The sequence below is a fragment of the Geothrix mesophila genome, from assembly GCF_022808835.1.
Classification (GTDB): domain Bacteria; phylum Acidobacteriota; class Holophagae; order Holophagales; family Holophagaceae; genus Geothrix; species Geothrix paludis.
Map to the genome: position 1 here is coordinate 827,941 of NZ_JAKZLD010000001.1, position 15,539 is coordinate 843,479.

General features: G+C 67.4%; 14 protein-coding genes. 2 read left to right on the forward strand and 12 right to left on the reverse strand.

Translation table 11 applies throughout. From position 1 onward, the window contains the following. Window positions 1–29 precede the first annotated feature (29 nt). The 3 genes from MLG87_RS03860 to murD all read right to left on the reverse strand — a co-directional run bounded on the left by MLG87_RS03860 (window position 30) and on the right by murD (window position 3,402). Window positions 30–536 carry a hypothetical protein gene (locus tag MLG87_RS03860; protein ID WP_243293889.1) on the reverse strand — a complete coding sequence of 169 codons (507 nt, stop codon included), beginning with the start codon at window positions 534–536 and terminating at the stop codon, window positions 30–32. A gap of 68 nt (window positions 537–604) precedes the next feature. Then, on the reverse strand, window positions 605–2,023 hold the full coding sequence (locus MLG87_RS03865; protein WP_243293890.1) for an FAD-binding oxidoreductase: 1,419 nt from the start codon (window positions 2,021–2,023) through the stop codon (window positions 605–607). Window positions 2,024–2,031: 8 nt separating this feature from the next. Further along, window positions 2,032–3,402 carry a UDP-N-acetylmuramoyl-L-alanine--D-glutamate ligase gene (murD, locus tag MLG87_RS03870; protein ID WP_341848572.1) on the reverse strand — a complete coding sequence of 457 codons (1,371 nt, stop codon included), beginning with the start codon at window positions 3,400–3,402 and terminating at the stop codon, window positions 2,032–2,034. 57 nt (window positions 3,403–3,459) lie between these two features. On the opposite strand from murD, the gene MLG87_RS03875 reads away from it, so the two are divergent. Continuing rightward, window positions 3,460–4,215: an EAL domain-containing protein gene (locus MLG87_RS03875; RefSeq protein ID WP_243293891.1), complete on the forward strand. Its 756-nt coding sequence runs from the start codon at window positions 3,460–3,462 to the stop codon at window positions 4,213–4,215. Here the strand turns inward: MLG87_RS03875 and mraY are convergent. The 8 genes from mraY to MLG87_RS03915 form a co-directional block, all read right to left on the reverse strand. Further along, entirely contained in the window at window positions 4,193–5,281 is a 1,089-nt protein-coding gene (mraY, locus tag MLG87_RS03880; protein ID WP_243293892.1) for a phospho-N-acetylmuramoyl-pentapeptide-transferase, read from the reverse strand. The genes MLG87_RS03875 and mraY overlap by 23 nt on opposite strands. A gap of 63 nt (window positions 5,282–5,344) precedes the next feature. Continuing rightward, window positions 5,345–6,718, reverse strand: coding sequence for a UDP-N-acetylmuramoyl-tripeptide--D-alanyl-D-alanine ligase (locus MLG87_RS03885; RefSeq protein WP_243293893.1), 1,374 nt, complete (start codon window positions 6,716–6,718; stop codon window positions 5,345–5,347). Next, window positions 6,715–7,725, reverse strand: a complete 1,011-nt coding sequence (locus tag MLG87_RS03890) for an L-threonylcarbamoyladenylate synthase (RefSeq protein ID WP_243293894.1) — start codon at window positions 7,723–7,725, stop codon at window positions 6,715–6,717. Before MLG87_RS03890 ends, MLG87_RS03885 begins: the two co-directional genes overlap by 4 nt. After that, window positions 7,722–9,179 carry a UDP-N-acetylmuramoyl-L-alanyl-D-glutamate--2,6-diaminopimelate ligase gene (locus tag MLG87_RS03895; RefSeq protein WP_243293895.1) on the reverse strand — a complete coding sequence of 486 codons (1,458 nt, stop codon included), beginning with the start codon at window positions 9,177–9,179 and terminating at the stop codon, window positions 7,722–7,724. The genes MLG87_RS03890 and MLG87_RS03895 overlap by 4 nt, the downstream gene beginning before the upstream one ends. After that, the gene (locus MLG87_RS03900; protein ID WP_243293896.1) at window positions 9,176–11,317 is read right to left on the reverse strand and encodes a penicillin-binding transpeptidase domain-containing protein; all 2,142 of its coding nucleotides are present in this window, start codon (window positions 11,315–11,317) and stop codon (window positions 9,176–9,178) included. Before MLG87_RS03900 ends, MLG87_RS03895 begins: the two co-directional genes overlap by 4 nt. A 56-nt stretch (window positions 11,318–11,373) precedes the next feature. Then, window positions 11,374–11,742 carry a hypothetical protein gene (locus tag MLG87_RS03905; protein ID WP_243293897.1) on the reverse strand — a complete coding sequence of 123 codons (369 nt, stop codon included), beginning with the start codon at window positions 11,740–11,742 and terminating at the stop codon, window positions 11,374–11,376. Window positions 11,743–11,754: 12 nt separating this feature from the next. After that, window positions 11,755–12,711: a 16S rRNA (cytosine(1402)-N(4))-methyltransferase RsmH gene (rsmH, locus tag MLG87_RS03910; protein ID WP_243293898.1), complete on the reverse strand. Its 957-nt coding sequence runs from the start codon at window positions 12,709–12,711 to the stop codon at window positions 11,755–11,757. 2 nt (window positions 12,712–12,713) lie between these two features. Next, the gene (locus MLG87_RS03915; RefSeq protein WP_243293899.1) at window positions 12,714–13,199 is read right to left on the reverse strand and encodes a division/cell wall cluster transcriptional repressor MraZ; all 486 of its coding nucleotides are present in this window, start codon (window positions 13,197–13,199) and stop codon (window positions 12,714–12,716) included. A gap of 337 nt (window positions 13,200–13,536) precedes the next feature. On the opposite strand from MLG87_RS03915, the gene MLG87_RS03920 reads away from it, so the two are divergent. After that, window positions 13,537–14,220, forward strand: a complete 684-nt coding sequence (locus MLG87_RS03920) for a hypothetical protein (protein ID WP_243293900.1) — start codon at window positions 13,537–13,539, stop codon at window positions 14,218–14,220. 92 nt (window positions 14,221–14,312) lie between these two features. Here the strand turns inward: MLG87_RS03920 and MLG87_RS03925 are convergent, their stop codons facing one another. Next, window positions 14,313–15,218: a DUF3187 family protein gene (locus MLG87_RS03925; RefSeq protein ID WP_243293901.1), complete on the reverse strand. Its 906-nt coding sequence runs from the start codon at window positions 15,216–15,218 to the stop codon at window positions 14,313–14,315. Window positions 15,219–15,539: the final 321 nt, after the last annotated feature.

The window sequence follows — 15,539 nt, forward strand, 5'->3', positions numbered from 1 at the left end:
CTCCCCCAGTGGACGGAGTGGATTGGGGGTCACTTCACCCTGCGGGTGACGCCCTCCACGTAGGGCTTGAAGGCCTCGGGAGCGTTGGGCGGGGCGATCTCGAAGCGAACGGCGACGGTGTCGGCGGCCCCGCGGAGGTAGGTCAGGCGGAAGCGCGGACCCGGGGCCGGTTCGCTGGTGAAGGTCGCGCCCTGGGGAATGGCGGCGGCCACGTAGCGGATGACGTGGCCCTCGTTGTCGACGTAGAAGGCCTTGAGCTGACCACCCTCCACGAAGACCGTCATCTGGTCCTCGTGGTGAACGGCCGGGCGGCCATTGGCTGCGGGGTAGTCCGCGTGGCTGCGCCGCACCAGGGCCCTCCCCTCCAGCTCGAAGCGGAAGGAGGCCGCACCGCTGGGGGAGCCGGGCTTCCCGTCCGATTCCCCCACCCAATCCCCAACAAGGAACCGCACGGGCTCGAAGAGGTCCGCCTTGGGCGCGGGCGCCTGGGCCAGCAGGGGCGCCGCCAGGGACAGGGCGAGAATGGATGAGCGCATGGAGCCTCCGGGGGTCCTTCGAATCTACCCTCGGAGGCGGCCGGCGGCCATCGCTGGACGGACCTGGTTCAGCCCAGCCTGGTGGTGCCCAGGAGGCCCTTGAGGTCCAGGTGCCGCTTGAGGGCCTGGTTCGCGGCCTTCACGGGCTCCGGGGTGTAGGCGTCGTAGAAGCGCTGGTTGTGCGGGCCGACCCCATGCTCGGCGCTGTAGGAACCATCGAAGCCTCGAACCGCCAGGTCGTAGATCCGTGACTGAAGTTCCTCGACGATCTGGGCCGTGGGCTTCGGGGCCTCCGCCTCGTTCCACACGAGGTTGAGGTGGGTCCCGCCGTCGCCCCAGTGGCCGAAGTCGCAGCAGCGGACAAAGGGATAATCCTGGGCCAGCAACGCCACCGCGGCGTCCGTGAAGGCGGCCATGCGGCTCCGGGGCACGCTGATGTCGAAGGCCAGCACCTTGCCCTCGTTCCGCAGGCTCTCGCTGATGTGGTGGCGGATGGCCCAGAAGTCCTCGGGCTTGCCCATGAAGACGTCCGTGATGCCCTCGCCGCGCTCGCCTTCCAGGAACGCTCCGAGACGTTCTTCCAGCACCTCGGCCAGGTTCAGCGCCGCTTCCGGAAGCGTGGAGGACAGCTCCACCAGGGCGGTGTACGCAGGGGGCCTGGCGGCGCCGTAGGGGTTGCGGATGTCCTCGTGGTGCTTGAACACGGGGCCCAGGGCGTTGGCGCTGATGACCTCGTAGGCCGTGAACACATCGGCCATCTCCCGCTCCAGCGCCTGCAGGAGAGCCAGCACCGCCTCGCCGGAGGCGCAGCCCACCAGGGCCGTGGCGTGCTGCCGGGGCACGGGCACCACCTGGAGCACCGCCCCAGTAATCACGCCGTACACACCGCTGGTGCCCACGAAAAGCTGCTTGAAGTCCAAACCCGTGTTGTTCTTCCGGAGGTGGTTCATGACCTCCACCACCGTGCCGTCCGCCAGCACCGCCTCGAGGCCCTGGAGATTGTGGCGCACGTCGCCGTACTTCAGGAGCCGGGTCCCGCCGGTGTTGGTGGCAATCATCCCGCCGATGCTGGGATCCGCCCCCAGGTCGATGGGGAACATGAGGCCGTGCTCCGCCAGAGCTGCGTTCAGGGTGCTGAGGAGCACCCCACCGTCCACCACCGCGGTGCGGTTGACGGGGTCGATCTCCAGGCGCTTGTTCAGACGCTCCAGGCTGAGCACGAGCATCTCGCCGCTGGCATCCGGGTTCGAGGCGCCCACCAGGCCCGTGTTGGCGCCCTGGGGCATTACCCGGATGCCACGTTCGTGGCAGTAGGCCATGACTTCGGACACCTGCTCCGTGGTCCCGGGGCGCACCGCCAGCAGGGCCCTGCCCTTCCCGTAGCGCCAGCCGTCCTCATAGCGGGCCAGGTCGTTGGCTTCCGTCAGGACGGCATCGGCGCCCAGCATGGCGCGGAGATCGGCGGCGGCTCGGACGGCATCGTGCATAACCGATTCTACTGGAGCCAGGCCTTCACCAGGCTCTCGAAGCGCTCCCCGCGCTGCTCGAAGTTGTCGAACTGATCGAAGCTGGCGCAGGCCGGGCTGAGGAGCACCTGGTCGCCGGGCCGCGCGAGGGCCAGGGCTGTCCGCACAGCTTCGTCGAAGACCGGCACCACGTCATGGGGCAGATCGCCCAGGTCGCGGGTGAGCTGTGGGATCGCGTCACCCAGGAACACCAGGCGCCGCAGCTTGCCATCCAGGGCCTGGCGCAGCGGCTCGTAGCTGGCGCCCTTGTCCGTGCCCCCCAGCAGCAGCACCAGCGGGCCCGGCAGGGCCCGGATGGCCGTGACAGTGGCATCGACATTCGTGCCCTTGGAATCGTTGTAGGCGCGCACGCCGGCCTTCTCGCCGCAGAAGGCGATGCGATGGGCCAGCCCCGGATAGGTCCGCAGCCCTTGGCGGATGGCCTCGACATCCGCGCCGCCGTAGCGTGCCAGGAGGGCCGCCGCCAGGGCGTTCTCCACGTTGTGGTCGCCGGGAATGCGCAGGTCATGGCGGTGGAGGAGCACCTCGCCATGCAGGTGCAGGTGGCCTCCGGCATCGCACCAGGCCTCGCACTCGGTCCAGCCAAAGCGCGCGGTCCGCCCGCCGCCCGGCGCATCCTGCCACCACTCGGGGTGAGCCACGGGGACAACCCGGAGATCATCGGCGGTCTGCCGCTCGAAGATCCGCAATTTGGCCCGGCGGTAGGCCTCGAGACTGCCGTGGCGAGCCAGATGGTCCGGCGTCAGGTTCAGGAATGCCGCGCCCTCGGCATGGAAGGCCGCCACTGTCTCGAGTTGATAGCTGCTCAGCTCCACCACGTAGACCGCCCCTCGGACGCCCGCGGTCACGGCCTCGATGACGGGAGTGCCCAGGTTGCCGCAGGCCACCGCAGGCAGGTCTGCCGCCTTGAGCAAGTGGGCCACCAGATCCGTGGTGGTGCTCTTGCCGTTGGTGCCAGTCACGGCCAGCACGCGGTTCCCGTCGTGCCGGTCCCGGAGGGCGCGGTGGGCCAACTCCACTTCGCCGATGACAGGGATTCCCCTGGAAATGGCAGCTGCGACAAAGGGCGCGCTGGGAGGAATGCCGGGGCTGATGACAAGTTCACCGCAATGCTCCAGGAGCGATTCAGGGTGGCTGCCCCACACTCCGGGGATGCCCGCTCGGGCAAGCTCAAGCTCCAAGGCGGGATCGGGCCCGGGCCGGCTGTCCGTCAGCACCACGGGCCGCCCTTGCGACGCGAGGAAACGAGCCGCCGCCAAGCCCGAACGTCCCGCTCCCATGACCACGGTGCGCATGTCGCCCTCCGATTCCAGCGTAACCCGCGACGGACCTTCCTGCATGCGGACACATAGAGCGCTACACTGGACGCAGGACCCTTGAACGAGTGCGGAGCGGCCATGCCCAAGGGCATCCTGGAAAGTCTGTTGAGTGGAGAGGGCACGATCGTCCCTCACGTCCAGCCCATGTACCGGCTGCAGGACAATCGCATGGTGGCCCAGGAGTACCTGGCCCGCCACCTCGACAAGGCAGGCATCACCCATCCGATTGGCCCGATCCTGCAGAACCCCACCCTCCCGCCGGAGGATCGGCTGACCCTGGATCTGCGGTTCCTCGACGCCACGTTCGCGGCCCTGGCGCAGCGCGGAACCGGCAGCCACCTCCACTTCGTGAACCTCGAGCCCGTGAGCCTGGAAGCCCCGGGATTCTGGGCGCGCCTGCCGCGCTGGCTGGAAGCCCTGTCCTTTCCCGTGGAATGCGTGGTGATGGAATTCACCGAATCCCAGGGTATGCACGACCTCGAGGCACTCCAGACCTACGCCAAGCGGCTGCGCGACGTCGGGCTGCGGGTGGCCGTGGATGATCTCGGGGCCGGCGTGGCGAGCCTCACGCAGATGGCGCGGCTGGCACCGGACTACATCAAGGCCGACCGGAGCCTCGTGGAGCAGGTTCACCGCAGGCCCTACCAGGCCGCCCTCCTCAACGCGCTCTCGCACTTCGCCCGGCACATGTGCATCGGCTTCATCGCCGAAGGCATCGAAACGATGGAGGAACTCGAGGCTGTCATGGACGCGGACGTGCCCTGGGGCCAGGGTTTCATCCTGGGCCAGCCGTGGCCTCAGCGGCCGAAGCCTATCGCAGCTTCAGAGAACTGAGGGCGAGGATCGAGCAGACGATGGCGGTGATCCAGAGGCGGATCACCACTTTCGTCTCCTGGAGACCACCCAGCTCGAGATGGTGGTGGAAGGGCGCCATGCGGAAGATGCGCTTGCCGCCGCGCAGCTTGAAGCTGCCCACCTGGAGGATGACGCTCACGGCTTCCAGCACGAAGAGGCCGCCGGCGATGACCAGCAGCACTTCCTGCTTGATGACCACGGCCACGGTGCCCAGCGCCCCGCCCAGGCCCAGGGAACCCGTGTCGCCCATGAAGACCTCGGCCGGGTGAGCGTTGAACCAGAGGAAGCCCAGACAGGCTCCGGCCATGGCGCCCATGAAGACGGAGAGTTCGGCGCCGCCGGGGACGTGGGGCACCACCAGGTAGGCCGCGATCTTCGCGTGGCCCACCACATAGGCCAGGATCGCGTAGGTGAGCGACACGATGAGCGTGCCGCCGATGGCCAGGCCATCGAGGCCGTCCGTGAGGTTCACGGCGTTGCTCGTGCCCACCATCACCAGCCAGATCCACGGGATGAGCAAGACGCCCACGTTGGGGCGGAAGTTCTTGAAGAAGGGCACCGAGAGCTGGCTCGTGGCCGCGCCGCGCAGGCCGAAGTGCAGGATCAGCCAAGCCACCAGCAGGGAGATACCCGTGAGCAGAGCCATCTTCTGCCAGCTTGTGAGGCCGAGGTTCTGCTTCTTGAGCAGCTTCTGGGCGTCATCGAAGGCACCCACCGTGCCGAAGCCCAGCAGCGCCATCAGCGCCACCCAGATGGCGCCGCTCTTGAGGTCGCACCAGAGCAGCGTGGACACGGTGATCACCAGCAGGATGAGGATGCCGCCCATGGTCGGTGTCCCCGCCTTCTTCTGGTGGTGCTCGGGCCCCTCGCCACGGATGTGCTGGCCCATCTTGAGGGCCGTCAACGTCCGGATCACCCAGGGCCCCAGCACCAGGCTGAGGATCATCGCCGTGGCCGCGGCCATGGCCGTCCGGAAGGTCACGTAGCGGAAGACGGAGAACCCGGGGATCACGTCGCGGAAGGGGTAGAGGAGCCAAGGAAGCATGGGGGGTCCAGAGTTCTGAAGACTTGGGGGCTGAGGACTGAGGGTTGAGGACTGAGGGCTGGATCAGTGGGTGAGAAGCCACTCGACAGCGCGTTCCGCGCGCCAGAACCGGCTGCCCTTCACCAGGATACGGGCTCCCGGCGGGATGGCGGACAGGCCGGCGGCGGCGTCGCGCAACGATTCGAAATCAGGGAACGACACGGCGCGGAGACCGAAGCCCTCCGCGTAATCCTCGGCGAAGTCCCCGTAGGCCCAGAGTCGGGACAGCCCCAGGGCCTTGAGGGCGGCGCCGGTCTCGCGATGGATCCGCGCGGAATGAGTTCCCAGTTCCCTCATGGAACCGAGAATCGCCACCGCTTCTCCGCCTGGCAGGTCCAGCAGGGCATGGGCGCAGGCCAGAATGGAGTCGGAGCTGGCGTTGTAGCTTTCGTCCAGCAGGCAGCCGCCAGCAGGCATCTCGTGGAGCCTGCCCCGGCCCGGTTCAGGCGCGACCGCTCCCAGGCCCGCTGCCACCCGTTCCGGATCATGGCCCGCATGGATGGCCAGGGAGGCGGCCAGGGCGGCGTTGCGCACCTGATGCTCTCCGGGGAGCTGGATCCGAACCGGGAACCTGCCCTTGGGTGTGCGCAGGAGGAACGCCTCTCCTGCTGCCCCCAGGGACTCGACGCCCTCCCAGCCGTAAGGATGCCCTTCACCCACCGGCAGGGCCTCGGCATGACGGGCCCAAGGCTGCTCCGCGATCCAGCGGCACCAGGGGTCCGAAGCCAGGTGGGCCCATGCACCGCCTTGTGCCAGGCCGGCCACCAGCTCACCCTTGGCCTCGGCGATGCCTTGCTGACCCTTGGCGAAATTCTCGGCGTGAGCGGTGCCCACCAGGGTGATGAGGCCGAAGTCCAGAGGAGCGATCTCGGTGAGGCGCCGGATCTCCCCGGGCGTGCTCATGCCCATTTCCAGCACCGCCGCGCCGAGTCCTTCAGGCAGGGTGGCCAGGGCCTCGGGCAGGCCGAGGGTGTTGTTGCGGTTCCCGGGGGTCTTCCAGCCGCCCACGGCCGCCGCCAGCAGTTCCTTGGTGCTGGTCTTGCCGACGCTTCCGGTGACGCCGAACACCGCCTTGGGGCGCACCGCGGCCAGCCGGGCCTGGCCCCAGCGCTGGAGCGCGGCCAGGGTATCCGGCACCACGAGCTGTGGACACCCGCTGTCCACTGGATGGTCCACCAGCAGGCAGGCGGCCCCCCTCTCCACCGCCTGGGGAGCGAACTCGTGCCCATCCCGCTCGGCCCGCAGGGCCACGAAGCAGGCGCCGGGTTCCAAAGTTCGCGTATCCAGCGAGAGCGAGGACGGCACCACGGCGCCGTCGCCCAGGATCTCGCCGCCCACCTGGGAAGCGGCCTGGAACAGGGACCAGAGACTCGTAGAGGGGGTCGCAGATGGGCTCATGGCTGCTCCTTCGCCGAAGCCCGCCGCAGACGGTCGCGAACCGCCAGCCAGGCCTCATCTTCCGGCGGGCGCTCCATGAAGATACGCTCGCAGCCTGCGTCATCCAGTTCGTGGAGGAGGGCGTAGAGCCTCGCCCCGACCGTGTCCGCATCCAGGGGCAGGAGGATGCCCCGGACCCCCGGGGGAAGCGGGGGGAGGGTTCCGAGGGCCACGTACGCCACGAAACCCGATGTCCCGGGCAAGATTTCACTCAAGGTCCCGTGCAGGCCGGAGCCTGGCGCCACCAGCTGCAGCCGGGCCCGGGGGGCGTAGTGGCGCTCGGCCATGCCGGGAGCCGCCTGGCGGTCGCCTGCCCGGACCGCCCCTGCCCAGAGGTCCACGGGGCCAACCAGAGCCTCGAGGTCGGCCGGCGGGATGGGGCCGGGGCGAAGCACGCAGGGCCGGTCGCTGGACAGGTCGAGGATCGTCGATTCCAGGCCCGCCTCCGTCGGCCCCCCGTCAAGGATGAGGTCCACCGCCTCGCCCAGGCTGGAGGCCACGTGCTGGGCCAGCGTGGGCGACAGGTGCTGGCTTCGGTTGGCGCTGGGCGCGGCCAGGGGGCGCCCGGTGGCGCGGATCAGGGCCAAAGCCACCGGATGGGCCGGGCAGCGCAGGGCCACTGAGGGACCGCCGGCACGGACGATGGAAGGCACGGTGCCTGAAGCGGGCAGGACCAGGGTCAGCGGCCCGGGCCAGAACCGCTCCACCAGCTTCTGTGCCTCGGGGGGCCAGCGGGAGACAAGCGCCTGGGCGGAGGCCGCGTCCGCCACGTGGAGGATCACGGGATTCGTGGCCGGGCGCCCCTTGGCGGCGTAGATCCGGGCCACGGCCTCAGGGTCCAGTCCGTCGGCCCCCAGGCCGTACACGGTCTCCGTGGGGAAGGCTACCAGGCGCCCCGCGCGCAGCAGGGCGGCGGCTTCCTCAATGGCCGGATCCGCGGGACCCGCGACGGGAAGGATCCGCGTCATCGGTTCCTCCGCAGCGCAGCTTCGACGGCCAGGCGGTCGCTGTAGGGGTGTTTCACGCCCCGGATCTCCTGGTAGGGCTCGTGGCCCTTTCCCGCCAGCAGCAGCAGATCACCGGGGCGGCAGTCCGCCAGGGCCTGCCGCACGGATTCCTGCCGGTCCGCGTTGCGGTGGTAGCGGACGCCATCGGTGCGCAGGGCCTCCGGGATGCCCGGAGCCGCGTCGTCCAGGATGCGTTCGGGATCCTCGCCGCGCGGGTTGTCGCTGGTGTGCCAGAGCACATCCGCCCCCGCGGCCACCGCGGCGGCCATGAGCGGGCGTTTGGCGCGGTCGCGATCGCCCCCGCAACCGAAGAGCACGTGCAGGCGACCGCCCGGCGGCAGCAGGCGGCGGCCCTCCGCCAGCAGCTTCTCCAATGCGTCCGGCGTGTGGGCGTAGTCCACCATCACGCCGAAGGGCTGGCCGCAGTCCACACGCTCCAGCCGCCCGGGCGCGCCCTGGACCATGGGGACGGCGGGCACCAGCCGGTCCAGGTCGAAGCCCGCCTCGGCGCAGGCCGCCAGGGCCGCCAGCAGGTTGTACACGTTGAACCGGCCCAGGAGCGGGCTCCTGACCTCCCAGCTCCGCCGCTCGGTGGCCAGGGTGAACCGGGTTCCCGTGGGTCCCAGATCCAGATCCCGGGCCTGGTAGCGGGCGGCGCGATCCACCGCATAGCTGGCATGGCCCTCCCGTTCCAGCAGGGTACGGCCCCAGGGATCGTCGGCATTCACGAGAAAGCGGTCGCACTGAGCCACCAGCCGGCGTTTGGCCTCGAAATAGGCCTCCATGGTGCCGTGGTAGTCCAGGTGGTCCTGGGTGAGGTTGGTGAAGACGCCGACCATGAACCGCGCGCCGTGGACACGTCCGAGACAGAGGGCATGGCTGCTCACCTCCACCGCGGAGGCCGCGTCGCCGGCCTCCACACTGCGGCGCAGCCAGCGGTAGAAGGCCGGGCTTTCCGGGGTGGTGCGGACCGCCTCCTCCTCCACATCCCCGGCCGCGTTCAGCACTGTGCCCACCAGGCCGCAACCGAGGCCGGCTCCCCGCAGAAGCTGGCGGATGAGCGTGGTGGTGGTCGTCTTGCCGTTGGTGCCCGTGACGCCGATCAGCGCCAGGCGCTCATCCGGCGCGCCATGGAGACGGCGGGCCAGGTCGGCCATCTGGAGGCGGGGATCGCCGGTGAAGGTGCAGTCGGCAACGCCTTCCGGCGTAGGCACGCCGGAAGCAGAAAAGATCGCGCTGGCGCCCTGAGCCAGGGCCTGCGGCACGAATGCGGCGCCATCGGCCTTCTCGCCCTGGAGGGCCAGGAAGCCCCAGCCAGGGCGGACTTCGCGGCTGTCGCTGGTGAGATCCGCCACCTCGACTTCCGGCCCGGAGCGGCGCACGGCCAGGCCATCGATGAGCACATCCAGCTTCATGGCATCCCCGCCTTGATCTTCACCGCCGTGCCCGGTTCCAGCGGGGTTCCCGGCGCAGGGCTCTGCCCCACCACGTGCGTGGCGGTGGTGCCGGGCGCCGCGTCCACCTTCGGATTCCCGCCTACCAGCACGACACGATGGATGGCGGCCTTGAGGCTGAGGCCCTGGAGGTCGGGGACCCGGCCCCGTTCCACGTGCAGGGCGGCCTCATCCGTTTCACTCACGGGCCAGTCACGCAGGGACAGCTTCAAATCCGCCTCCCGGTCGGGGTCCGGAGAGGTCTGCCGGAACCGCAGGATGCCGTCGCCGATGCGCTTGAACAGGGGCGCCGCCACGTCGCCGCCGGTGGTGTCGCCGGCGGGATCGTCCAGCATCACCAGGACGCCGAACTGTGGCTTGTCCGCTGGAAAGAAGCCCATGAAGGACGCGAAGTGGCGCTTGGGGTCGTACTGGCCGTCGATGAGCTTCCGGCTCGTGCCCGTCTTGCCGAAGGCCTCCACGCCGTTGTCGAGCTTCGCCTTCTTTCCGGTCCCCTGGGTGATGACGCCCTTCAGGGTCTCCTTCATGAGGTTCGCGGTCTCTTCGCTGATGACCTGGCCGCGCACGGTGGGCTTGAACTCCTTCAGCAGCAGGCCCTTGTCGTTGTAGATGCGCTGCACGAGGATCGGCTGCATGAGCTTGCCGCCGTTGGCCAGGGCGCAGCCGGCCATGAGGATCTGCAGGGGGGTCGTGCTGAGGCCGTAGCCGTACGACATCGTGTACTGGGTGGGCACGCTCCAGCGGTCCGGCGCGATGAGGCGGCCGGAACTCTCGCCGGGGAAGTTGAGCCCCGTCGCGTCGCCGAAGCCGAACTTCCGCAGGTACTGGTAGTGCACCGCCGGGTCGAGGCGGATGCCGATCTTCGCGGCGCCGATGTTGGAGCTCTGCCAGAGCACTTCCTCGAAGGTGAGGAGGCCGTGGCGGTGGGTGTCCGTGATGGGCGGGACTTTCGCGCTGTACTGCCAGCGTCCCGACATGCAGTCGATGCGCTCGCCCAGGTGGATCTTGCGCTCCTCCAGGGCCATGGCGGCGGTGAAGATCTTCATGGTGGAACCGGGCTCGTAGACATCCTCCACCGGATGCACCTTGCGGGCCGCCTTCTGGCGTTCCAGCTCGCGGTTGAGCTCGTCGCGTTCCGCGGAGGAAAGCTCCGATTCGGCGCGATTGCGGAACTTCTTGGGCAGGATGTGGTTCGGATCGAAGGTGGGCGTACCGGCCATGGCGAGGATCTCCCCGGTGCGGGGATCCACCACCACCGCATAGGCCGTGCGCGGTCGCGAGAGGCGCACACCCTCTTCGAGCGTGTCTTCCACGATGTGCTGGATGGAGGCGTCCAGGCTGAGCTGGAGCGAGGCCCCGTTCACGGGGATCTTGCTGTAGTTCTCCTGGAGGATGAGCAGCTTGCCGTGGGCGTCCTTGGGAGCGATGAGCTCGCCCTTCACGCCCGCCAGCTGCTTGTCGTAGGTCTGTTCGATGCCCAGCTGACCCAGGCCGTCGATGTTGGTGAAGCCGATGATCTGGGCCGCCAGGCTGCCCCGGGGGTAGAAGCGCTGGCTCTCGGGCTGGAACTCGATGCCGTCCAGGTTCAGGGCCCTCACGGCGGCCGACTTGACGGGCGGCAGGTGCCGCTCCAGGTAGACGAAGGTCTTCTTCCGCAGGAGCTTCTCCATTACCTGCGCCCGCGTCTGCTCCAGGATGGGGGCCAGCTTCGCCGCCACGGCGGCGGCCGCTTTGCGGTCGGGCTCGCCCCACTGCCGCTCCTCCCCCCTTCCCGGCTTGTAGTCCGGGTAGAACACGCGGGGATCGACGAAAAGGCTCTCCACCTTGATGGAGATGGCGAGCGGCTCGCCACGCCGGTCCCGCAACTCGCCCCGGATGGGGGGGATCGGCACGATGGTGGTGTGCTGCTGATCGGCCCTGGCCTGGTATTTCCGGTGCTCGATGCCCTGCAGCCAGAGCAGGCGCAGCAGGATGAGCAGGGCCCAGAAGGCCATGCCGCCCATGATCCAGGGCAGGCGCTGGTTCAGCAGATCCTGGGGATCCTGCCGACCCAGGAGGCGGCGGGACACGCGGGGCTCGGTGGCGAAGCGGATGGACACGGGAAGGCCGGGGCGGGATGGAACGGTGGCGAGGGCGGCGGCCCCCTGCCTACAGACTACAATCCATCGGACGACACCGGGCGGAGCTTGGCCAGGCGCTGATCCTCCGGGGTGAAGCCACGGCGGACCAGGTGGCTCTGCTTGCGGGGCTGGAGCCCGGCCTTCTCGGCATAGCTCTGGACTGCCTCATCCCGCTGGTAGCGGCTGCGCTCCAGCAGGAGCTTGCGCTGGAGCTCCTCCTCCTTGCGGATCCGCTCCTTCAGGTCGCCCATGGCGTAGCCCAGTCGGGTGCTCTGGATCTTCAGGTACGCCAGGACGCCCAGGGGCATGGCCAGCGCCAGCACCAGGAGCAGCATGCGCAGGATGCCTTCGCTCTCGACCGTCCGGACGGGAGCGGTGGGGCTGGGCAGGATTCCGGCAGCCATGGTTGACCTCGATCAGGGGAGTCGCTCGGCCACGCGCAGGCGGGCGGAGCGGGAGGGGGGATTCGCGGCGGCCTCGGCCTCGCTGGGCGCGAGACCACCGGGATGGATGAGCTTGAGTGTCTTGGGGAGGACGGTCGGGGCGGTGCGGCCGGGGCCGTCGTAGATGCCCGCGAGGCGTCGCAGCGTCTGCTTGACGATGCGGTCCTCCAGGCTGTGGAAGCTGATGACGGCCAGGCGCCCACCGGGGCGCAGGTGTCCGGCGGCGGCTTCCAGGGCGGCGGCCAGCCGGTCCAGCTCCCCGTTCACGGCGATGCGGATGGCCTGGAAGGTGCGGGTGGCGGGGTCGCTGTGGCCCTTGCGCTTGGCCGGCTCGCGGGGAATGACCGTGTAGACGGCTTCGGCCAGGTCCTTGGTGGTGGCCAGCCGGCCTTCGCGGTGCGCCCGGAGGATGGCGCGGGCGATGGGCCGGCTGGCGCGCTCTTCGCCGTACTGGTAGATCGCGTCGGCCAGGCTTTCGTCGGTCTGTTCCGCGATCCACTCCACGGCAGTGGGGCCGGAGGTGGTGTCCATGCGCATGTCGAGGGGGCCTTCGTCCCGGAAGCTGAAGCCGCGCTCCGGGCTGCGGAGCTGGAGGGTGGAAACGCCCAGATCCGCGAGGATGGCGTCGAAGCCGCCGGGGGCGGATTCCGCCTTCCAGGCCAGGAAACGGGCATCGTCCCAGAGGTCCTCATAGGCGCAGGCCAGAATCTCGAGGCGGGCATCGTCGCCCAGGCGGCGCCGAGCCTGGTAGCGGGCCTCGGGGTCGCGGTCCACGCCCAGGTAGCGGGCGCCCTTGTCGCAGCGGGCCAGCAGGGCCTCGGCGTGACCGCCCAGGCCCAGGGTGAGGTCCAGGATCCGGGCCGCCGGCGGCAGCACCAGGTTGTCCAGCACCTCCTGGAGGAGGACGGGGACATGAACGGGGATCGTCATCATCAGATCCCCAGGTCCGCGAGCTGGGCCAGGTCCTCCGCACCCAGGGGTTCGGCCGCCAGGCGGCGCTCAAAGCCGGCCTTGTTCCACAGGGCCAGGTGGTCCATCTGTCCGAGTACGGCCACCTCGCCGGTGAGCTGGGCGGCCTCCCGCAGGATGGGGGGAATGACGAAGCGGCCCTGGGCGTCCGGCTCCACCTCGCTGCCGAAGTAGGCCGTGGTCTCCAGGAACTTGCGCTTGGCGGGACTGGTGGACGGCAGGGCTGCCAGCCGGGCCTCGATGGCCTCCCAGACCGGCAGGGGGTAGAGGCGGGCGGAGCGACCGTCCAGGGAGGTCAGGTAGTGCCGCAGGGCGCCGGGACCTTCACGCAGAGCTTCGGCCCCCTCGCCCTGGGCGAAGGATTCGAGCTCGGCCTTGAAGGATGAGGGGAGCTTCAGTCGTCCCTTCTCGTCCACCGTGGCCGGTGAATTACCGCGGAGTCGCAGCACCGGCATCGCCTTTCAACTGCGGCCTCAGGAGATACCAGGGGGAAGGAAGAGACCACTTTGATCCACTTCAGACCACTTTTCTCCACTGAGAACCACTTCAAAGTCTAGAAAGGCGCCGAGATGCCACAAGCGGAAATAAAAGCGAAAAAGACACGCAAAGTGCCCTTTCTCACTGGGAATGGCGAAATTCTTGGCCTCGTGGCCAAGCTCTCATCCCCATGGCGAGGGTTCTCACAACAGCGTTTTGGTCTATTTTCGTTTTTTTTATGACAACAACGAAAGTCACATTCACTTCGATCTGCAATGACTCCAGCCCCTCCTATATGGACCACAGCCCATGGCCGCCCCTGCTTTCCGGACACTCGACGACATTCAGCGGGCTGGCTCCTCGACCAGCGAGGAAGTGGCCAGGCTTATATTTGGGGATACGTTCTTAGTGGGCCACCTGGAGGACAAGAGGGAAACCTTCGGTCCCCTTCCCTCCGTGATCGCACATCACAGGGAGTGGTCCGTTACTCCAGGCTTGGGCTCAAGGGAGACAAGTGAATCTACGGCCGATAAGCTTTGGTCCTCGTACCGCCTAACGATCGAAAGACTGGACGGCGAGTGGACGAGGAAGGAACTCCGGAAAGCCAAGGCAGGAATATTCACTGCCAATTTTAAGGCGTTCTTGGAGGCGACCAGCTTCCTAGGAGTCAGTACCTCACGCCAATTCAGAAGCCTTGGCCTGTCCCGTCGGACATACTTCTATTGGGTAAGCAAAGTGAAGAACGGAAGGCCCATTAGCGATCAATACCACATCGATTTCAAGCTTTGGCTCGTCTGGAAATGTTTGGAACTGGCCACAAAAAAAATCCCAGATGAGGACCTTGTTGCAACGTGGTTCCAGACCCCGAATGGGCTGCTTTCGAAGGCTAGCCGCAGCCCAATCGATGTGCTTTTCAATTTCGATGTCAGGCGTCGCCCCAGGGTTCTATGGATCCTCCTTGATATGCCCACACCCACCCAGCCCTCGCTATAGCGGAGCGATGAGCCCGGCTTCGATCAGGTGGCGCGCCTTGTCATTGAGCTCCGTCCGAATGACAAGACCCTTCAGTACCGGTGACCCCCCTGTCAGAAGGAGGCTGTGAGGCTTACCCCAAACCCCATGTCAGCCGTATTCTCGTTGTGGGTGATGTTGTTGAGATACCGAAAGGTGAAAACCAAATTCTTCTTCATCTGCCAATGGAAACCCAGGTCGTGCTGAAGGCTGGGTCGGTCCAACTTCTGATAGGGCTGTTTCGGAAGGAAGCCGCTCTGAAGATAGAGCTGTAGGAAGGGCCGGATCTTCTGCCATCGTCGGCATTCCCACGTGCCGTGAACTCCCCAGGCATCACGGAAGCTGCCGAAGGCCATAGTGTTGTAGGTGGCAGATCCACCGGGCCGATGAATGAACCCGAACCCGCCATAGAAGACATGTCGCGGGCTGGGCTGCCACCTCCCCGTAAGCCCAAGGGACTGATCCCAGCCGGAGCGGAAGACATCATAGGTCGTGGTCAAAGGTGGCTTGACGGACAGAAACATAGACAAGGTCCAGGTTGGCCCTCCTGAAACTCGATGAACCAGCCCGACCGTAGGGTCCTCCGTCTTCCCACGGATGTGTTGATCGCTATAAAAAACCAGTTGGCCATGGGTCATCACCATGAGCGTCACTTGGTTTTGCTTCACCAGATCTCGCCCGAACTGCTCAAATCCAACCTTATGAAAATCCTCGATGACACCATCCAGGACCCCACCCCCCTGGCTCTGGAACGGAAGCTCCGCCCAGACGTCGGTCTGATCCGTAAGGCCGTAACGAACTCGAAGGGAAGTCCGGGCGGTCTCCTCGTCGAAGAAGAAGACAAGGGGGATCGAAGCGTACTCCGCGGCATGGGCGAGCACAAACTCCCGGGTGATCGCAAGCCGTCCCTGAGCATCACGCGGCGCTTGGTCTTTCAGAATGTCCGAGAACTCAAACGTGTTCGCTTGCATGTGATCCATGGATACCCGCCAGTGTCCCCGCCCTACGGGGGTGGGGTCCACCGGCTGGTAGGCCATTGGGAGCGAGAAGAGTGGGAACATCTCTCTCGTCGGGGAGGGCCCCATTTCCATTGGCTCCTGGGCATGGAGAGGGATGAGACCCATCAACAGGAGTGCCAAATGAAAGCCGAGTGCTCTCACCCAAGTGGATGATGATGCCTGGTGTGATCTCATGTGGCATGCTCCAATTCCCGCCTAACCTTTCGGGCCGGCATGGTGCAAGAACGGTGCTCCGGGTCTCGTGATCAGGTGCCGTGGACCAAGACGAATACGCTTTGCTAT